Origin of the sequence: Paenibacillus sp. NAIST15-1, assembly GCF_001894745.1 — a bacterium.
Taxonomy (GTDB): Bacteria; Bacillota; Bacilli; order Paenibacillales; family Paenibacillaceae; genus Paenibacillus_B; species Paenibacillus_B suaedae.
Map to the genome: position 1 here is coordinate 1 of NZ_BBYF01000015.1, position 16744 is coordinate 16744.

Below are 16744 nucleotides of genomic sequence, written 5' to 3' on the forward strand. Positions count from 1 at the left end.
TCATTCACAAACGTTGCTCGTTGTTCAGTTTTCAAAGAACAATCTTCAAATCCAGCGCTTCGGCTTATTGCCTCTTTCGCTTTCGTTCACCGCGTCTCTCAGCGGCGACTCATATAATATATCACGCCCACAATAATAACGCAAGCACTTTTTTAAAAAAACTTTAAAAAGAATATAAGTCTGCTATAAAGCTAATTGCGGAGCCATTCTAACACCCGCACACAGCCTTATAGCAGACTCTATCGATACCAATTCATAACAAGGTTACTGCTTTACTCGCACCACTCAATAGGATCAATGTACGGCGAGTACTTCCTCTATCCATATCTGTCTTTCCTGCGTAAGTTGAACGATGCTGCCATCTACCGACACCCACGGACGAGTCAAGTGAGAATCCTCCGTAAATACGATGCGTCCCACCCGTCCATCATTCAGTTTAACAAATGCGTTCTGATGCATCTGGGCCACCTTATGGATGAATGTGCGTACAAGTTGGGGATCGAGCTGGCCGAATGATTCTTCCTTCAATCTCTCAAGTGCAATATAAGGAGAAGAAGCTCTCTTATATATTCGATTCTGTGTCATCGCATGGAAGATATCAGCGATCGCTACGATCTTGGCATACGGGTGTATTCGCTCCCCCGTTACTCCTAGAGGGTACCCACTCCCATCGATACGCTCATGATGCTGCAATGCGGCAAGCTTAACACCATCATTAATGGCTGGCACATTTCGAAGCAACTCATAACCATAATGGGTATGTCTGCGCATCTCAACCTTCTCGTTTTCCGTCAGGGTGCCTTTTTTAGACCAGATATCGCTATCGACCTTCGTCTTCCCAATATCGTGCAGCAGCCCAGATAAAGCGATCTGCATCCCTTCTTTGGAAGGATACCCGCTCCATTGTCCGATAAGATATGACGTGAGCGCAACAGCAGCGGATTTATGATACACATAGTCTTCTTCATTTCCTTGCAGCATTTCTTTAATTTGTGGATGGAAGCAGACTGGAGAGTAATGTTCGCTCTGTCCAAGCAGCCATTCCATTTGCTGGCGCAGTTCTAATATAGGAAGCTTGGTAGCCCCTGCTGTCTTATATACATTCTTGAGTAGGTTCACCATCTGAAGCCATGATTCTACAAAGCCGGCATCATGTTGAAAATGGCTCGTCTGGCGTGATGATGCTTGAGGAATGGTCGGTTCACTGTTTTTGCGATCCGGCGCATCCACACGTGTCCCTACACTGTCCATAATCGGCGAAGGATATGAACTTGCCACTGCAACTGATTTGATCATAAAAGCATCGAGCACATCCAAATCACGTACACTGAGCGTTCTTCCTTTATTCATAATTACTCCGCCAAGCCCTGTTATCACGTCCTGCTCCAATTGATCTCCTGGCTTAGCTTGCGAGACGGGGATGAATACCATAGGTTATTACACTCTCCTGTTGGCCTCTTCATATGAATTTGACTCGGTTATCGTTATGTATCTGCTTATATCAAGGAAAAGGGCGCACTCTATAAAAGAATACGCCCTACCTGTTGTCAATGCTCACACTGCTGCTGCATCTTCACGTTCATCATTCTATTCTAATTCCGGTTCGGAGGCAGAAGGTGCTTCGCTCTCTGTCATGCCCGGATTTTGTTCTGCTTCTTCAGACGATTCTTCAGAGGATTCCTCAGAATCATCCTCAGTCTTATCGCAGCGGCTAACCGTAGATACGGAATCGTCGTCGCGGATATTGATGAGCTTCACACCTTGCGTGTATCGACCCATTTGGGAAATGCCCGACATGCTTGTACGAATAATTGTTCCTGATGCAGTGATAATCATCAAGTCCTCTCCATCCTGTACAACCTTCAAGCCGACGACTGCACCGTTCTTGTCCGTTACATTAATCGTCTTAATCCCTTTACCGCCACGGCTCTGAATTCGATAGTCTTCCATAGGGGTACGTTTGCCGTAGCCTTTGGCTGTAACAATAAGCACATCGTTCTCCTTATTGACTACATCCATGTCAATTACGACATCTTCGCTATCAAGCGTAATGCCTTTGACACCTGTAGCCGAACGTCCCATGGATCGAACGTCGTTCTCAGAGAATCGGATCGACATTCCCATCTTCGTACCCATAATGATCTCCTGCTCGCCGTCCGTCAGGCGAACCCCAATCAACGCATCATCATCACGAAGGTTGATGGCAATCAAGCCGCCTTTGCGAATGTTGACATAATCGTCAAGCGGAGTCTTCTTCACGATCCCTTGGCGGGTTGCAAAGAACAGGTACTTGTCAGATTCAAATTCCACGACTGGAATCACCGCACTAATGGACTCACCCTGTTCAATTTGAATCAAATTGATAATTGGCGTTCCTCTCGCTGTGCGGCTCAAGTCTGGAATCTCATACGCCTTGATGCGGTAAACCTTACCCTTGTCCGTGAAGAACATCAGGTAATGGTGAGAGTTGGACACGAATAAATGCTCTACGAAATCATTATCCTTCGTATCCATACCAACTACACCACGGCCTCCACGCTTCTGGCTACGATATGTCGTTACCGGAAGACGCTTAATATATCCGCTATGCGAAATGGTGATGATAACATCTTCTTGAGGGATCAGATCCTCATCAAGTATGCTATCCTCGCCAATCGTGATTTCTGTACGGCGCTCATCCCCATACTTCTGCTTCACTTCTTCAAGCTCATCGTTGATGATGGTCAGCACAAGCTGTTCGTTCGCCAAGATTTCACGGTATTCCGCGATCTTCATCAGCAATTCGTTATATTCAGCTTCGATCTTCTCGCGCTCCAAGCCTGTCAGACGGCGCAGACGCATATCGAGAATCGCCTGTGCTTGGTCGAAGCTTAGACCGAATCGAGTGATTAACCCTTCACGAGCCTCTTCGTCATTCTTCGAGCCGCGGATAAGCGCAATAATCTCGTCGATATGATCAAGCGCAATGCGCAGGCCCTCGAGAATATGTGCACGTGCCTCGGCTTTCTTCAAATCGTACTCGGTACGGCGACGAATCACTTCGATCTGGTGCTCTAAATAATAATGGAGCATCTCACGCAAATTAAGAACGCGAGGCTCTTGATTCACAAGCGCCAGCATATTGATGCCGAAGTTGCTCTGCATCGCTGTATGCTTGTACAAGTTATTCAGAACGACATTCGGGTTCACATCACGGCGCAGTTCGATAACAACGCGCATTCCGTTGCGGTCAGATTCATCACGAAGGTCAGTAATGCCGTCAATGCGCTTCTCCCGTACCAATTCAGCAATCTTCTCAACGAGACGAGCCTTAATGACTTGATAAGGCAATTCGTGAACAACGATACGAGCCTTGCCGTTATTGTCCTCGATTGTCGCACGTGCCCGCATCGTAACAGATCCGCGGCCAGTCGCATACGCTTGGCGAATACCTTCCCGACCCATAATCAATCCAGATGTTGGGAAGTCTGGGCCCTTGATGTATTCCATCAAGTCCATTGGCGTTAATTCTGGATTCTGAATCAGCGCCTGCAGACCGTCAATGACTTCCGTCAGGTTGTGCGGTGGGATGTTCGTTGCCATACCTACTGCGATACCGGATACCCCGTTCACGAGCAAATTCGGGAAGCGAGCCGGCAATACAACAGGCTCTTGCTCTTCGCCGTCATAGTTCGGAGCAAAGTCGATCGTTTCTTTGTTAATATCACGAAGCAGTTCCATGGCAATCTTGGAGAGTCGCGCTTCTGTATAGCGCATCGCCGCGGCTGAGTCTCCGTCAATGGAACCAAAGTTCCCGTGGCCATCCACGAGCATGTAACGAAGCGAGAAATCCTGGGCCATACGCACCATGGTCTCATATACGGCAGAGTCACCATGCGGGTGATACTTACCGATAACTTCACCAACAATCCTCGCTGATTTCTTATACGGTTTGTCCGGTGACATGCCGAGGTCTGACATCGCATACAAAATACGTCGGTGAACCGGCTTCAATCCGTCACGCACGTCCGGCAGAGCGCGGCTTACGATGATACTCATCGCGTAATCCAGGAATGATTCCCGCATCTCCGTGCCGATGTCGCGATCCCTGATTTGCGGTTGTTGTTCTTCCGCCATGCTGGACCTCCTTAAAATTCGTATTTAACAGCGTCATCATCATCTAGCAAAATGCAATATTTGCTCTCTACAAGCGAAAACGGCCCTTTCCCCCCATAAATGGAGTCGAACCATTTCCACGGACGAATAATCTTTTATCTAGTCCATATCGAAACTCCCCACATGGCGACACAAACCATTATGGACTAAAAAGGCGCCATGTTCACAAGGGATAATTTCTACTCTAGCTTGATCATGCGGATAAAATCATACTCATCAATTCCTTAACTGCACTATTTATATTATATTACTTTCACAAAAGAGATACAATTAAACGTTCCATGAAACCGCCCAAAATCCGAACATTTTCCACGACATATAGTTGATTGTACTATTTCTATTTGCCCGATTGATCATACATTGATATCAACTTCATATCCCTCTGCTCCCTTCCCGTTCAAAAAATAAAATGACTGATTTGGAAAAGGGTGATGATGTTTGTCCAGCCGGCGTATATTTAGCAAATGGAAAAAGACGAAAATTTTGCAAGACTCCTCACTACGTTCGTATATTCCTAAGACGTCCATCTATAGTGCTCTCCGGTTGAAGGAGATGCTGAATCAATTTCAAATGGTGTATGTGAAACCTGACCTAGGTACTCATGGCAAAGGCGTTATGCGTGTTAAGCAGCACGCCAATGACTCATTCGAGTTGAGAGAAGGTACTTCCACGGCCACCTTCACCGAAATAGACTCTCTCCTGGCCAAAATCAAAACCAGAATCGGAAAACGAAAGTACTTGATTCAACAAGGAGTCCACATGCTGTCTCACCGGGGAAGGAAGTTCGATCTCCGTGTGTTCGTGCAAAAAAATGTGAACAACAAGTGGGAGGTTATGTCTATCTTAGGTCGAAAGGCGGCTGCCCACAAGATTGTGACGAACGTCAGCAACGGAGGAAAAATGGAATCACTGCGGACTCTCTTGAAGCCCCACTTAAATGCAAGCTCCACTCAGCAGCTCCGCAGCGAGTTGGAACGAATCGGGCTGTCCGTCGGGGCACGACTGAGCAAGGGGCACAAGGGTCTCAAGGAGCTTGGGCTCGATATTGCGATTGACAAAAGCATGCACCCTTGGATCTTAGAGGTCAATACGAAGCCCGCTATCTACGTGTACCGCACATTCAACCCTGCTGCTTATCGCCGCATCGTCCGAAATGCCAAAGCTTATGGACGATTGAAGTAACAAGGATTCCTCTCACCTACTCCATCAACTGAAGCCCGCTGCCACACCAAAGCCCCAGTCCTGATGTGGAACTGGGGCTCTATTGTTATATCGAACCTCCGTGCTTCGCGATGGAGAGCACGATCCCAAGTGGTAGGATTCGATTAGAAATCAAGATTTTTAACGAACTTGGCATGGCGCTGAATGAAATCACGTCGTGGTTCAACGTTATCACCCATTAGCGTATCAAACACATCATCTGCCATCTTGGCATCATCGAACGAAACTTGGAGCATTTTCCGGCTCTCAGGATCCATTGTCGTCTCCCACAGCTGCTCCGCATTCATCTCACCAAGACCTTTATAACGCTGAACGTTGATCTTCACGCCTTCACCAAATTCCGCGATAATTTCGTCCTTCTGCTTGTCGCTATCTGCATATCGAACAATTTTGTTGCGCTCAATTTTATAGAGCGGCGGCTGTGCAATGTACACGTATCCCGCTTCGATAAGCTTGCGCATGTAACGATAAAAGAAGGTCAATAGAAGTGTTCGAATGTGAGCACCGTCGACGTCGGCATCGGTCATGATGACGATTTTGTGATAGCGAGCTTTCTCAAGATCAAAGTCTTCGCCAATCCCTGTGCCAAGCGCCGTAATAATCGCACGAATCTCTGCGTTGGATAAGATCTTATCCAAGCGAGACTTCTCAACGTTCAAGATTTTACCCTTCAGCGGCAATATCGCCTGGAAATGGCGATCACGGCCTTGCTTCGCAGAACCGCCCGCAGAGTCACCTTCGACAATGAACAATTCGCAATGTGCAGCATCCTTGGAAGAGCAATCCGCCAGCTTACCTGGAAGGGAGCTCACTTCAAGCGCACTCTTGCGGCGCGTCAACTCACGTGCTCGGCGAGCTGCTTCTCGAGCTCGGGATGCCTGCATCCCCTTCTCAACGACCTTCTTCGAAACCATCGGGTTCTCGTTCAAGAACTCCATGAACTTCTCAGAAAATACGGATTCCACTATGCTGCGTACTTCACTGTTGCCGAGCTTCGTCTTCGTTTGTCCTTCGAATTGCGGCTCTGGAATCTTCACGGAAATAATCGCGGTCAGACCCTCGCGAACATCGTCCCCACTTAAATTGGAGTTATTGTCCTTCATGAGATTCATCTTCCGAGCATAATCGTTAATGATTCGCGTAAGGGCACTCTTAAAACCAGATTCATGCGTACCACCTTCGTGCGTATGAATGTTGTTGGCAAAAGAGTAAATATTCTCGGTGTAACTATCGTTATATTGGAGTGCGATTTCGCACGTAATGTTATCTTTGGAGCCTTCCACGTAAATGGGCTGCTCATGCATCTTCTCACGATTGCGGTTCAGGTACTCAACGAATTCCTTGATACCGCCGTCGTACTTAAATGTTTCTGAATGTCCAGTACGCTCATCGGTAAGCACCATTTGGATGCCTTTGTTCAAAAATGCGAGCTCTCGAATACGGGACAAAAGTGTGTCGTATTCGTATACCGTCGTCTCTGTAAACACTTCAGGATCGGGCTGGAACCGAATCGTTGTGCCGGTCTCCTCCGTGTCTCCGATTATCTCCAAATCGGCTTGAGGAACCCCGCGATGATATTCCTGCTGGTGGATATGTCCGTCTCGTTTCACGGTAACGATTAAGCTCGAAGACAAGGCATTTACGACCGAGACACCAACACCGTGCAAGCCGCCGGATACTTTGTATCCTTCGCCGCCGAATTTACCGCCCGCATGAAGCACGGTCATAACAACTTCAACAGCCGGGCGCTTCATCTTCTCTTGTATCCCGACTGGAATACCGCGACCGTTATCCACGACCGTGATGCTGTTGTCTTCATGTACGGTTACTTCGATTTTCGTGCAATACCCAGCCAACGCCTCGTCAATACTGTTATCGACGACTTCCCATACCAAATGGTGCAGACCTTTGGCACTCGTTGAACCGATATACATCCCCGGCCGTTTGCGTACGGCTTCCAAGCCCTCCAACACCTGAATCTGGCTCTCATCATACGTGTTATGATTCACAGACATGCCTTCACCTACTTCTCTAATTTCAGTACCGTTCATTATGCCAATCGCATGTAATTGCAAGAGCATCATCCCAAGCAATCCCAACTGCTAGGCAGTGGAATATAGAGATGACGCTGTCAACAAGGCCATATGCAATGTTCGCTTACTCGTTAAAATGATGCGCACGCTTCTTCAATGTTGTAGATGATATCGGAGAGTAAAATACTTTTCCCTTCGTCACGACGATGGACTTTGCTTCTTCCTCGCCTATCGCCTCAACATTTTTCACTTTGTGCGCATTCGCCACGAACTGCTTAGACAGCTTAGATGATTTCTCTATCGATACATCAAAAATGGCGACCAGTTCCGAGGAACGAATGACTCTTTCTCCGCCCAAGTGAATATACATAGCGCTCACTCCCCTTAGAACAACCTCTTACCGCATGACTTGCCCATTTTCCACGTGGAACATATTTGCATCATGCAACTTGCTCGTATTAATGCCTTCAATGCCTGTCGTCGTAATGAACGTTTGTACCTTGCTCTGAAACGTCTCAATCAGCTGCGTCTGGCGCATCGAATCAAGCTCAGACAGAACATCGTCGAGCAGTAGAATAGGATATTCTCCTATTTCCTCGTGCATCAGTTCGATCTCAGCCAGCTTCAACGACAGCGCTGTCGTCCTCTGCTGACCTTGCGATCCATAGGTTTGCACTTCTTTGCCGTTAATGTAGAAGGCAAGATCGTCCCGGTGCGGTCCGACAAGTGTCATGCCGCGCCGCACCTCCTGGTCTTTCATCTGTGTTAACTTTAACATAAATTGCTCGAATAAGACAGCTTCATCTTCGTCTGGCATAGCAAACGATGGACTATATTCAACGGTAAGAGCTTCCTTGCCATTCGTGATACCGGCATGAATTTGCTCCGCCCATGATTGGAGTTTCTTTAAATATTGTTTCCTTTTCTTTACAACTTTAACACCATTCGTAACAAGCTGCTCATTGAATATATCGAGCATCGTATTCGCTTGTCCGCTTGGGCTGCTCCACATTTGCTTGAGCAGATTGTTGCGCTGCAAGAGCACCTTCTGATACTGCTGCAGATGGTATAGATAGCTTGGCTGAACTTGGCCAATCTCCATATCCAGAAATCTCCGGCGAATGCCTGGCGATCCCTTTACGATCTCCAAATCCTCTGGGGCGAACATGACAACATTAAGCGCACCAATGAAGCCGCTCAGCTTACGCTGCTCTAAACCATTCAGCTTTGCCTTTTTCCCCTGCCGAGAAATGTTTAGCTCCAGCTGAACTGTTCCGTACTTCCGTTCTACAGATGCTCGAAGCTGTGCATGCTCTGCTTCCCATCCGATGAGTTCTTTATCTCGTGGTGTCCGATGTGATTTCGTCAGGGCAAGCACAAATATGGATTCGAGCAAATTGGTCTTCCCCTGCGCATTATTGCCGACAAAAATATTAACTCGATTGTCTGTATTCAATTCGAGCGCGCCATAATTGCGATAATTTTGCAGAGCGATCGATTTGACGAACACTCGATTAAGCCTCCTGAGATGAAACGATGAGGAACTCACCGCATCCATCTACTGAGACAACGTTGCCCGGATACAGCTTCCGGCCGCGCCGCGCTTCATCTTCACCGTTTATTTTCACCATGTTCTCTGCCAGCATAATTTTGGCGTGACCGCCTGTTGAAGCGCAATTAGCCAACTTCAGAAACTGCCCTAGCGTAATGAATTCCGTTCGAATTTGGATGTCATTCATGTCGTATCCTCCTTGTGATGCAGATGCACCAACCCTATCTTAATTTGTGGTGCGGTATGGCAAGATGAGATGCAAGCTGCTGACGTGTTCAGTCGGCTTAATGATGATTGGGCTCATTGCCCCTGTAAATCCAATAAAGATGTTTTCACATTCGACAACCTTCAACACATCCAGCATATATTTCGAGTTGAAAGCAATCCGAAGCGGATCCCCTTTGAATTCCTTCACATCCAATTGCTCTGTAACACGGCCTAGCTCAGATGAGCTGGATGAAATTTCAATCGAACCATCTTCCTTTGTCTGCAGACGGACAATGTTCGTTTTATCTTCACGGGACAGCAAATAAGCACGGTCAATTGCATCGATGAGCTTTTTTGTGTCCAAAATAAGTTCTGTTTTGTAGTTTTGCGGAATAATTTTAGAAGTATCTGGATACGTACCATCCAAAATACGCGAATAGAATAGAACTCGATCGATTTTAAACAACACTTGGTTGTCGGCGACGACAATATCCACCATTGTGTTCTGATCAGGGATGATTTTGCTCAATTCATTCAGCGTCTTACCGGAAATGACAACATTCGTAAAACGAACCGCTGGGTCTGCTTGGATATCAGCCGTACGGCTTGCCAAGCGGTGGCGGTCTGTGGATACGAATTTCAAATTACCTTCGCTTAGATTCCACAATACACCCGTCAAAATTGGCGTTGTTTCGTTGGAAGAAATAGCGAATGCGGTTTGCTTAATCATAGTTCTCAGCAAATCGCCATTGACTGTAATCACTTGGTTTTCTTCGATGCTAGGCAGAACAGGGAATTCTTCTGGATCAAGTCCGACCATTTGGATATCTGTTGTACCGGAACGGAGGAAAGTTTGGAAATGATCCTTCACTTCGATCTCAATATCTTGCGATGGTAGCTTTTTAATAATCTCGACAAAAAACTTAGCCGGCAAAACAACACTGCCCGGACGTTCTACTTGAACAATCGTCTGGCGATCATCCTCAACTGGAATAAAGGTTTGAATAGAAATATCCGTGTCACTAGCAGTAAGGGTAACCCCTTGGAACGTAACGTCAACCTTAATCCCGCTTAAAATAGGAATCGTCGTTCTGCTGGAAATCGCCTTAGATACATTTTGTATCGCTTCGTTTAGTTCATTTTTCAATATCGAAAGTTTCATACGTTCACTCCCTAACGCCAATTTGCGCTCATTCTACTGTTGCTATCTGTTACGAATCTTGTTATATCCGGTTGCTCTGAGTCGAGATATGCCGAATATGTGCTCTTCTTATGATGATCTATATAATCTTTTTTAATAATAGTAGTAATAGTAGGGGCACTGAATATGTGGATAACCCTCTTGAACAGGCATAAAGTAAAGCCTATCCACATGTGTATAGATTGTGTATAGGCTTGTTATGTTGTTCACAGCGTTGGATTTTTAATTTTGTCGATCAGGTTCTGTACAACCTTATAAAGTTCCTGATCTTGCTGCAGATTTTGGGTGATTTTCTCGTGGGCATGAATGACGGTTGTATGATCTCGTCCGCCAAAGGCTTCACCAATTTTCGGCAAGGAATAATCAGTGAGCTCCCGCGATAAATACATGGCAATTTGACGGGGAAAAGCGACGGCTTTCGTTCTCTTGCGTGCCTTGAAATCCTCCATCTTAAGTCCATAGAACTCCCCGACCTTATGCTGAATGTCCTGGATCGTAATCATCTTCGGACGGCTGGACGGGATGAGATCCTTGAGTGCCTCTGCAGCCAAGTGAGTCGTGATATCCTGATTGGTCATCGTGGAAAATGCGACAACGCGCGTAAGCGCACCTTCCAACTCACGAATGTTCGTATTGATTTGGTTGGCGATGTACACCATGGCTTCATTCGGTATATCCAAGTTCTCGGCCTTAGCCTTCTTGCGCAGAATCGCAATTCGCGTCTCGAGATCCGGCGGCTGAATATCCGTAATAAGACCCCATTCGAAGCGAGAACGCAGCCGTTCCTCTAATGTTTCGATCTCCTTAGGAGGGCGATCGCTGGAGAGGACGATGTGCTTGTTCTCGTTATGCAGTGCATTAAATGTATGGAAGAACTCCTCCTGGGTTTGTTCCTTCCCTGCCAAGAACTGAATGTCGTCAATAAGCAAAATGTCAATATTGCGGTATTTGTTGCGGAAGCTTTCTCCGCGGTTATCCCGAATGGCATTAATGAATTCATTCATAAATTTCTCCGACGTCGTATAGACGACGCGGCTTGCGGGATTATGCTCCAAAATATAATGACCGATCGCATGCATGAGATGCGTTTTGCCGAGACCTACTCCCCCGTATAAAAAGAGCGGGTTATAAGCTTTGGCCGGCGCTTCAGCGACGGCGAGCGATGCAGCATGCGCGAAGCGATTGTTCGAGCCAATGACGAATGTATCGAACGTGTATTTTGGGTTAAGCATATTGGAAGCCGGTTCATCATAGACAGCGACTCGAGCCGGTGAAGCCTGTGGCTGCACGACTTCTGCTTCCGCTTGAGCTGCTTCCTCAATAATGAACTTGACGTCCACTTGCTTGCCCGTTTCTTCCATCACTGTTGAGCTGACAAGCTTCGTATACCGGCTCTCAAGCCATTCCACCGAAAATGTATTCGGCGCAGTAATGAGCAGCTGTGAGTCTGTAAACTTTACAGCTTTCGTGGCCTTGAACCAGGTATCAAAGCTAGGTTTGCTTAGCTTCGTCTGGATGACGGACAATATTTCCTGCCAATGTTCATTTGCTTGGCGCTCCACAGATTGTTTCACTCCTTCAAGCCTGCTGCGTCTTCATATGACGCGCTTACCGGCAATTACGCCTGAAAAAAGGACAATTGCCCCGACAAGACGCAAAAAGGCTCCGCAAGGCGCAGAAAGCCCTCTTTTATGAGGAAGAAGGTTCACATAGACGAAAAATCAGCTTGAACTAACCTGTCCTCGATAAGAGCGTATTGTCGGGGTCTATGCTTACATGTCGATATGCTTGTGCTCCAGTCGAGAAAATTTCTCGCGTTTTCCACGAAACATCAGACATGTTGCTGTCGAAGTATACCGTTTCTTACAACTATTTATCCACAATATGCAGATCATGTCGAACAAGTTCTAAACAAGTGAGTATAAATTGTTCACAACCTTATCCACAGACTGTTGATAAGTAAATATCCACAATCGCTATTCACAACCGAAAAGCAATATAATCATAGCAGATGAGGCCTTATATTTCAATGATCGGGCTTATTTTATCCACAAATTCAATAACTTGTGCATAAATGTTATCTACACCACTAGATATTGTTCATAACTTGTTTCTTTTCGACATGTCTAGACAAAGGTCCGCTATTTTTTGTACACAGGCAAGGTGGCGGAATTGTCGATATTTTTTAGTTTTGCACATGTGTATAACAAAATGTGTCGAGCATGATCGAAGTTCGAAGTGTGGATAATCATTTCTATACATAATAAGAATGTATTTTTCATTATGATGTGAATTCTGAATCGAAAAGAGATGATAGGAGAAACGGTGAGGATTGACTTTTCCCGCGTATTCTGGTTAAATGTAAAAAGGAATTTTGCGCAGACAGATAAACGTAGCAATGAATGGTTCATCATGACATATCTCGTTCGAGGAGGTGCAATACGTTGAAACCGACATTTAAACCTAACGTGAGCAAACGTAAGAAAGTTCACGGTTTCCGTAAAAGAATGAGCACGAAAAACGGCCGTAAGGTGTTGGCTGCTCGTCGCCTAAAAGGCAGAAAAGTATTGAGCGCATAAGATCGCGTGAATACAAGACCACCTCGGTGGTCTTTTTTTCTTTTTACGCGAAAATCATACGTTTTTCGTCATAAAGGCGTCACATAAAATATAGTAGAAGAAATGTTTATTCCGTTACGCAGGTGCCCATACTTTGATCATACCAATCAAGCATTTTAGAGTAGGGACGAGCGGAGTTCATCCGGAGAGATAGGAGAAAGATCCGATGCAAAAAGAGTATCGGCTGCAGGATCGCGCAGATTTTACTCGTGTTTATCGCAATGGTCGTTCCTTTGCCAATCATCAGCTTGTACTGTATGTTTATGCCCAGCCGAAGGTTGAACGGTTCCGCGTTGGGATATCGGCGAGCAAAAAGATTGGCAATGCGGTTGTGCGCAATCGAATGCGCCGCATGATCAAGGAAATTGTCAGACTTCAGGCAGATCGCATTATGGATCATGTCGATTTGGTGTTCATTGTGCGTAAAGGCGCGACGGAAATGGACTATGACAAGCTTGCCAAGAGCGTCCATCATGTCATGCGAAAAGCTTCTATATATAAATGAATGTAATTTGTCAGCAAGATCGCACGATACACCTGTTGAATCGTTTCCTTTAACAGGGGAAATGTGATATATTTACTGTTGGAATCGGAAGGTTAAGAGAGGGGTTATGCTATTGTCGCTGAACAAGTTGTTCTCGAACCGCAAATGGCTCTTGGTAGCGGTTTCTGTGCTGTTGATCGTTGTATTGTCGGGATGTACGTCCACGACCACTACGCTGAAGACGGAGGATTTGCTGCAGGGTAACTTCTGGGAGCGTAACGTGGTCTATTATTTTTCACTAGCACTTGATACATTCGCAGGCTGGTTCAGCGGGGAGTATGGATTCGCCATCTTGCTGCTAACCGTTATTGTTCGTCTGTGTATCTTGCCGCTTACAGTTAAGCAAATGCGCAGCTCGAAGGAAATGCAGAAGCTGCAACCTCAGCTCGCTGAAATAAAGAAGAAACATAAGGATAATCCGCAAAAGCAGCAGGAAGAAACGATGAAGCTGTTCCAACAGCACAACGTGAATCCGTTGGCGGGATGCTTGCCAATCTTCATTCAAATGCCAGTTTTTATTGCTTTGTATAATTCGATCTACATGAACTCTGCCATTCGTGAGCACACATTCTTGTGGCTCAAACTGGGTGAGGCGGATCCGTTTTATGTATTGCCGGTCGTTGCTGCATTGACGACATTCGTGCAGTCGAAGATGATGGCAAGTCAAAACCCAATGCAAGGCCCTATGCAATTCATGATGCTAATCTTCCCAGTGTTGATCTTCGTCATGTCGATCAACTTCCCAGCGGCACTTCCGTTGTACTGGGTATACAGCAACGTCTTTACTATTGTTCAGAACTATTTCCTTTATCGCGATAAGGATAAGGAGGTTCGTCCGGCGAAATGAATACGCTCGTTGTATCGGGAAAGACGATCGAAGATGCAATAAAGAACGGTTTGGAACGAATGAACGTAACCGAGGATCGCGTATCTGTTCGCGTGCTGGAAAAGCCATCACGCGGGCTGTTTGGACTTATCGGCGTTCGTCCAGCGAAGGTCGAGATGACTCTTCTGCCGGACAAGGATGTCCCGCTCTCTGAACCTACAACACAATCATCGTCATCGAAGCCAGTTCAGACAGCATCTGCTGTGGCCGGCATGCAGGCAGCAGCAGTATCGAAGGATAGAGATCAGGAGATGGATGCTGACTCTACAGACGATATTGATCCGATTGAAGAAGCGAAGCAATTCATTATGGATGTTGCCCGCTCGATGGGGCTTGATGTGGAAATTGGAGTACATAAGAGGAAGGACACGGTAACGCTTGATATTAGCGGCTCGGACTTGGGTCTTATTATTGGGCGCCGCGGTCAAACGCTTGATTCGCTTCAATACTTGGCGAACCTGGTAGCCAATCGTTATTCCAAGCATCATCTCCGTATTATTCTTGATGCAGAGCAGTTCCGCGAACGGCGTAAGAAAACGCTCGAATCGTTGTCTGAGCGGCTCGCGAACAAAGTGATTCGTTCCCGGCAAGAGGTTGTACTGGAGCCGATGACGGCGCAGGATCGCAAGATTATTCATGCGAAGCTGCAGGATCATCCGAAGGTGAAAACTTGCAGTAAAGGCGAGGAGCCTAACCGACGCGTAGTCATTATGATTAAATAGGCATGGCTGCACTTATGAATAACCTCTATTCAGAACGCATAGACAGATAGAAAATGCAATGATTGCGCCTGGTTCAGGGTGCTCTCATTGCATTTTTTCGTTATTTGACTCATTGAACGGGATTTCATGATTAGGCGTTTGACGTAAAATGAGATAATATAAATGTACCCTATATGTGCGGAGGTCATTATTAGGATGAATTACGAACCAATCGCAGCGGTATCTACACCGCTTGGCGAAGGCGGTATAGCGATTATCCGAGTAAGCGGAGAAGGATCTTTCGCTGAAGTGGATCGCATATTCCGTTCAAAAACGAAGCTAACAGAGGCGGACAGCCATACGATACATTATGGACATATTGTTGATCCACAGTCAGGGGAGCGAGTAGAAGAGGTGCTCGTAAGCGTGATGCGAGGCCCTCGTTCATTCACAACGGAGGATGTTGTCGAAATCAATACGCATGGCGGAATTATTTCGGTGCGGAAGGTGATGGATATTCTGCTTCAGCAGGGAATTCGTCTGGCGGAGCCGGGAGAGTTCACAAAGCGTGCATTCCTCAATGGCAGAATTGATTTGTCACAAGCGGAGGCAGTTATTGATCTCATTCGCTCGAAGTCGGATCGCGCCTTCAGCATCGCTATGAAGCAGGCACAAGGTCAACTGTCTACCCGAATTAAGTCGCTCCGTCATACACTCATTGAGACACTTGCTCATATCGAAGTGAATATCGACTATCCAGAGCATGATGTTGAAGAGCTGACGAGCAACTTTATTCAAGATAAATGCGGGCAAGTCATGGAAGAAGTGATGCGGCTATTGAAGACCGCATCTGAGGGGAAAATATTGAGGGAGGGTATTGTCACTGCGATTATTGGGCGACCAAATGTCGGCAAATCATCGCTGCTCAATACGCTTGCCCAAGATAATAAAGCGATTGTCACCGATATTCCGGGAACAACTCGCGATGTGGTCGAGCAATTCGTAACCATTAACGGGATTCCGCTGCGTCTCTTGGATACGGCTGGCATTCGGGAGACGACAGATGTGGTGGAGCGAATTGGGGTAGAGCGTTCACTCAGTGCACTCCAAGAAGCAGACCTCATTCTTTTCGTCGTGAACAACAATGATGAGCTTCATCCAGATGAACGAGAATGGATGGAGCAAATTACGGGTAGACAAGTGATTGTCATTGTGAATAAAATGGATCTGCCTACGGTGTTGGATGATACTCCGTTGAAGGAAGCATTTGGTGAGAGCCAAATCGTGCGTATGTCCGCGAAAGAGCAGGAAGGCGTGGACGCGCTGGAGAAGGTGATCTCCGAGTTGTTCTTCAGCGGTGGAATTGAAGCGGGGGATATGACGTATGTCAGCAACGTACGGCATATTGCGCTGCTCAAGAAGACGCTGCGGGCACTAGAAGACGCTGTGGAGGCATCACAGCAGGGAATACCAATTGATATGATTCAAATCGACGTGCGCACCGCTTGGGAGCTGCTCGGCGAAATCATTGGAGACTCTGTAGGCGATTCGCTGATTGACCAGATCTTCTCCCAGTTCTGTCTTGGAAAATAGAGAGTTGTGATTACGGTGAAAGGTCTTGCTGCC

14 protein-coding genes are annotated in these 16744 nt (G+C 46.5%); 6 read left to right on the top strand and 8 right to left on the bottom strand.

Annotated elements, in window-relative coordinates; genetic code table 11:
* Positions 1–294: 294 nt before the first annotated feature.
* Positions 295–1431: an HD-GYP domain-containing protein gene (locus PBN151_RS23300; protein WP_072730907.1), complete on the bottom strand. Its 1137-nt coding sequence runs from the start codon at positions 1429–1431 to the stop codon at positions 295–297.
* 156 nt (positions 1432–1587) lie between these two features.
* Positions 1588–4116 (bottom strand): DNA gyrase subunit A, encoded by a 2529-nt coding sequence (gyrA, locus tag PBN151_RS23305; protein ID WP_072730908.1) that lies wholly within the window; start codon positions 4114–4116, stop codon positions 1588–1590.
* A gap of 477 nt (positions 4117–4593) precedes the next feature.
* On the opposite strand from gyrA, the gene PBN151_RS23310 reads away from it, so the two are divergent.
* A complete protein-coding gene (locus PBN151_RS23310; RefSeq protein ID WP_072730909.1) occupies positions 4594–5337 on the top strand; it encodes a YheC/YheD family protein in 744 nt (247 codons plus the stop codon).
* Positions 5338–5480: 143 nt separating this feature from the next.
* Here the strand turns inward: PBN151_RS23310 and gyrB are convergent, their stop codons facing one another.
* From gyrB to dnaA, 6 genes are all read right to left on the bottom strand, one after another.
* Positions 5481–7391, bottom strand: a complete 1911-nt coding sequence (gene gyrB, locus PBN151_RS23315; protein ID WP_021257561.1) for a DNA topoisomerase (ATP-hydrolyzing) subunit B — start codon at positions 7389–7391, stop codon at positions 5481–5483.
* Positions 7392–7533: 142 nt separating this feature from the next.
* Entirely contained in the window at positions 7534–7779 is a 246-nt protein-coding gene (gene remB / locus PBN151_RS23320; RefSeq protein WP_021257560.1) for an extracellular matrix regulator RemB, read from the bottom strand.
* 27 nt (positions 7780–7806) lie between these two features.
* Positions 7807–8919 carry a DNA replication/repair protein RecF gene (gene recF / locus PBN151_RS23325; protein ID WP_021257559.1) on the bottom strand — a complete coding sequence of 371 codons (1113 nt, stop codon included), beginning with the start codon at positions 8917–8919 and terminating at the stop codon, positions 7807–7809.
* Between the two features lie 4 nt (positions 8920–8923).
* Complete coding sequence (gene yaaA / locus PBN151_RS23330; RefSeq protein WP_072730910.1) at positions 8924–9148, bottom strand: S4 domain-containing protein YaaA; 225 nt, start codon at positions 9146–9148, stop codon at positions 8924–8926.
* A gap of 39 nt (positions 9149–9187) precedes the next feature.
* On the bottom strand, positions 9188–10330 hold the full coding sequence (dnaN, locus tag PBN151_RS23335; RefSeq protein WP_072730911.1) for a DNA polymerase III subunit beta: 1143 nt from the start codon (positions 10328–10330) through the stop codon (positions 9188–9190).
* 245 nt (positions 10331–10575) lie between these two features.
* The gene (gene dnaA / locus PBN151_RS23340) at positions 10576–11931 is read right to left on the bottom strand and encodes a chromosomal replication initiator protein DnaA (protein WP_021257556.1); all 1356 of its coding nucleotides are present in this window, start codon (positions 11929–11931) and stop codon (positions 10576–10578) included.
* 882 nt (positions 11932–12813) lie between these two features.
* Between dnaA and rpmH the strand changes: the two genes are divergently transcribed.
* From rpmH to mnmE, 5 genes are all read left to right on the top strand, one after another.
* Positions 12814–12948 (top strand): 50S ribosomal protein L34, encoded by a 135-nt coding sequence (gene rpmH / locus PBN151_RS23345; RefSeq protein ID WP_009223341.1) that lies wholly within the window; start codon positions 12814–12816, stop codon positions 12946–12948.
* Between the two features lie 205 nt (positions 12949–13153).
* Positions 13154–13492, top strand: a complete 339-nt coding sequence (gene rnpA / locus PBN151_RS23350; protein WP_021257555.1) for a ribonuclease P protein component — start codon at positions 13154–13156, stop codon at positions 13490–13492.
* 106 nt (positions 13493–13598) lie between these two features.
* Positions 13599–14378: a YidC/Oxa1 family membrane protein insertase gene (locus PBN151_RS23355; RefSeq protein WP_021257554.1), complete on the top strand. Its 780-nt coding sequence runs from the start codon at positions 13599–13601 to the stop codon at positions 14376–14378.
* Positions 14375–15139 carry an RNA-binding cell elongation regulator Jag/EloR gene (gene jag / locus PBN151_RS23360; protein WP_072730912.1) on the top strand — a complete coding sequence of 255 codons (765 nt, stop codon included), beginning with the start codon at positions 14375–14377 and terminating at the stop codon, positions 15137–15139. Before PBN151_RS23355 ends, jag begins: the two co-directional genes overlap by 4 nt.
* Before the next feature lie 195 nt (positions 15140–15334).
* Positions 15335–16711 carry a tRNA uridine-5-carboxymethylaminomethyl(34) synthesis GTPase MnmE gene (mnmE, locus tag PBN151_RS23365; protein WP_072730913.1) on the top strand — a complete coding sequence of 459 codons (1377 nt, stop codon included), beginning with the start codon at positions 15335–15337 and terminating at the stop codon, positions 16709–16711.
* The last annotated feature ends 33 nt before the right edge of the window (positions 16712–16744 follow it).

Bases quoted from the DNA above. Each gene is read 5' to 3' on its own strand.
- gyrA (WP_072730908.1), bottom strand. From the start codon at position 4,116: ATGGCGGAAGAACAACAACCGCAAATCAGGGATCGCGACATCGGCACG.
- jag (WP_072730912.1), top strand. From the start codon at position 14,375: ATGAATACGCTCGTTGTATCGGGAAAGACGATCGAAGATGCAATAAAG.
- rnpA (WP_021257555.1), top strand. From the start codon at position 13,154: ATGCAAAAAGAGTATCGGCTGCAGGATCGCGCAGATTTTACTCGTGTT.
- PBN151_RS23300 (WP_072730907.1), bottom strand. From the start codon at position 1,431: ATGGTATTCATCCCCGTCTCGCAAGCTAAGCCAGGAGATCAATTGGAG.
- yaaA (WP_072730910.1), bottom strand. From the start codon at position 9,148: ATGAATGACATCCAAATTCGAACGGAATTCATTACGCTAGGGCAGTTT.
- remB (WP_021257560.1), bottom strand. From the start codon at position 7,779: ATGTATATTCACTTGGGCGGAGAAAGAGTCATTCGTTCCTCGGAACTG.
- gyrB (WP_021257561.1), bottom strand. From the start codon at position 7,391: ATGTCTGTGAATCATAACACGTATGATGAGAGCCAGATTCAGGTGTTG.
- dnaN (WP_072730911.1), bottom strand. From the start codon at position 10,330: ATGAAACTTTCGATATTGAAAAATGAACTAAACGAAGCGATACAAAAT.
- PBN151_RS23355 (WP_021257554.1), top strand. From the start codon at position 13,599: ATGCTATTGTCGCTGAACAAGTTGTTCTCGAACCGCAAATGGCTCTTG.
- mnmE (WP_072730913.1), top strand. From the start codon at position 15,335: ATGAATTACGAACCAATCGCAGCGGTATCTACACCGCTTGGCGAAGGC.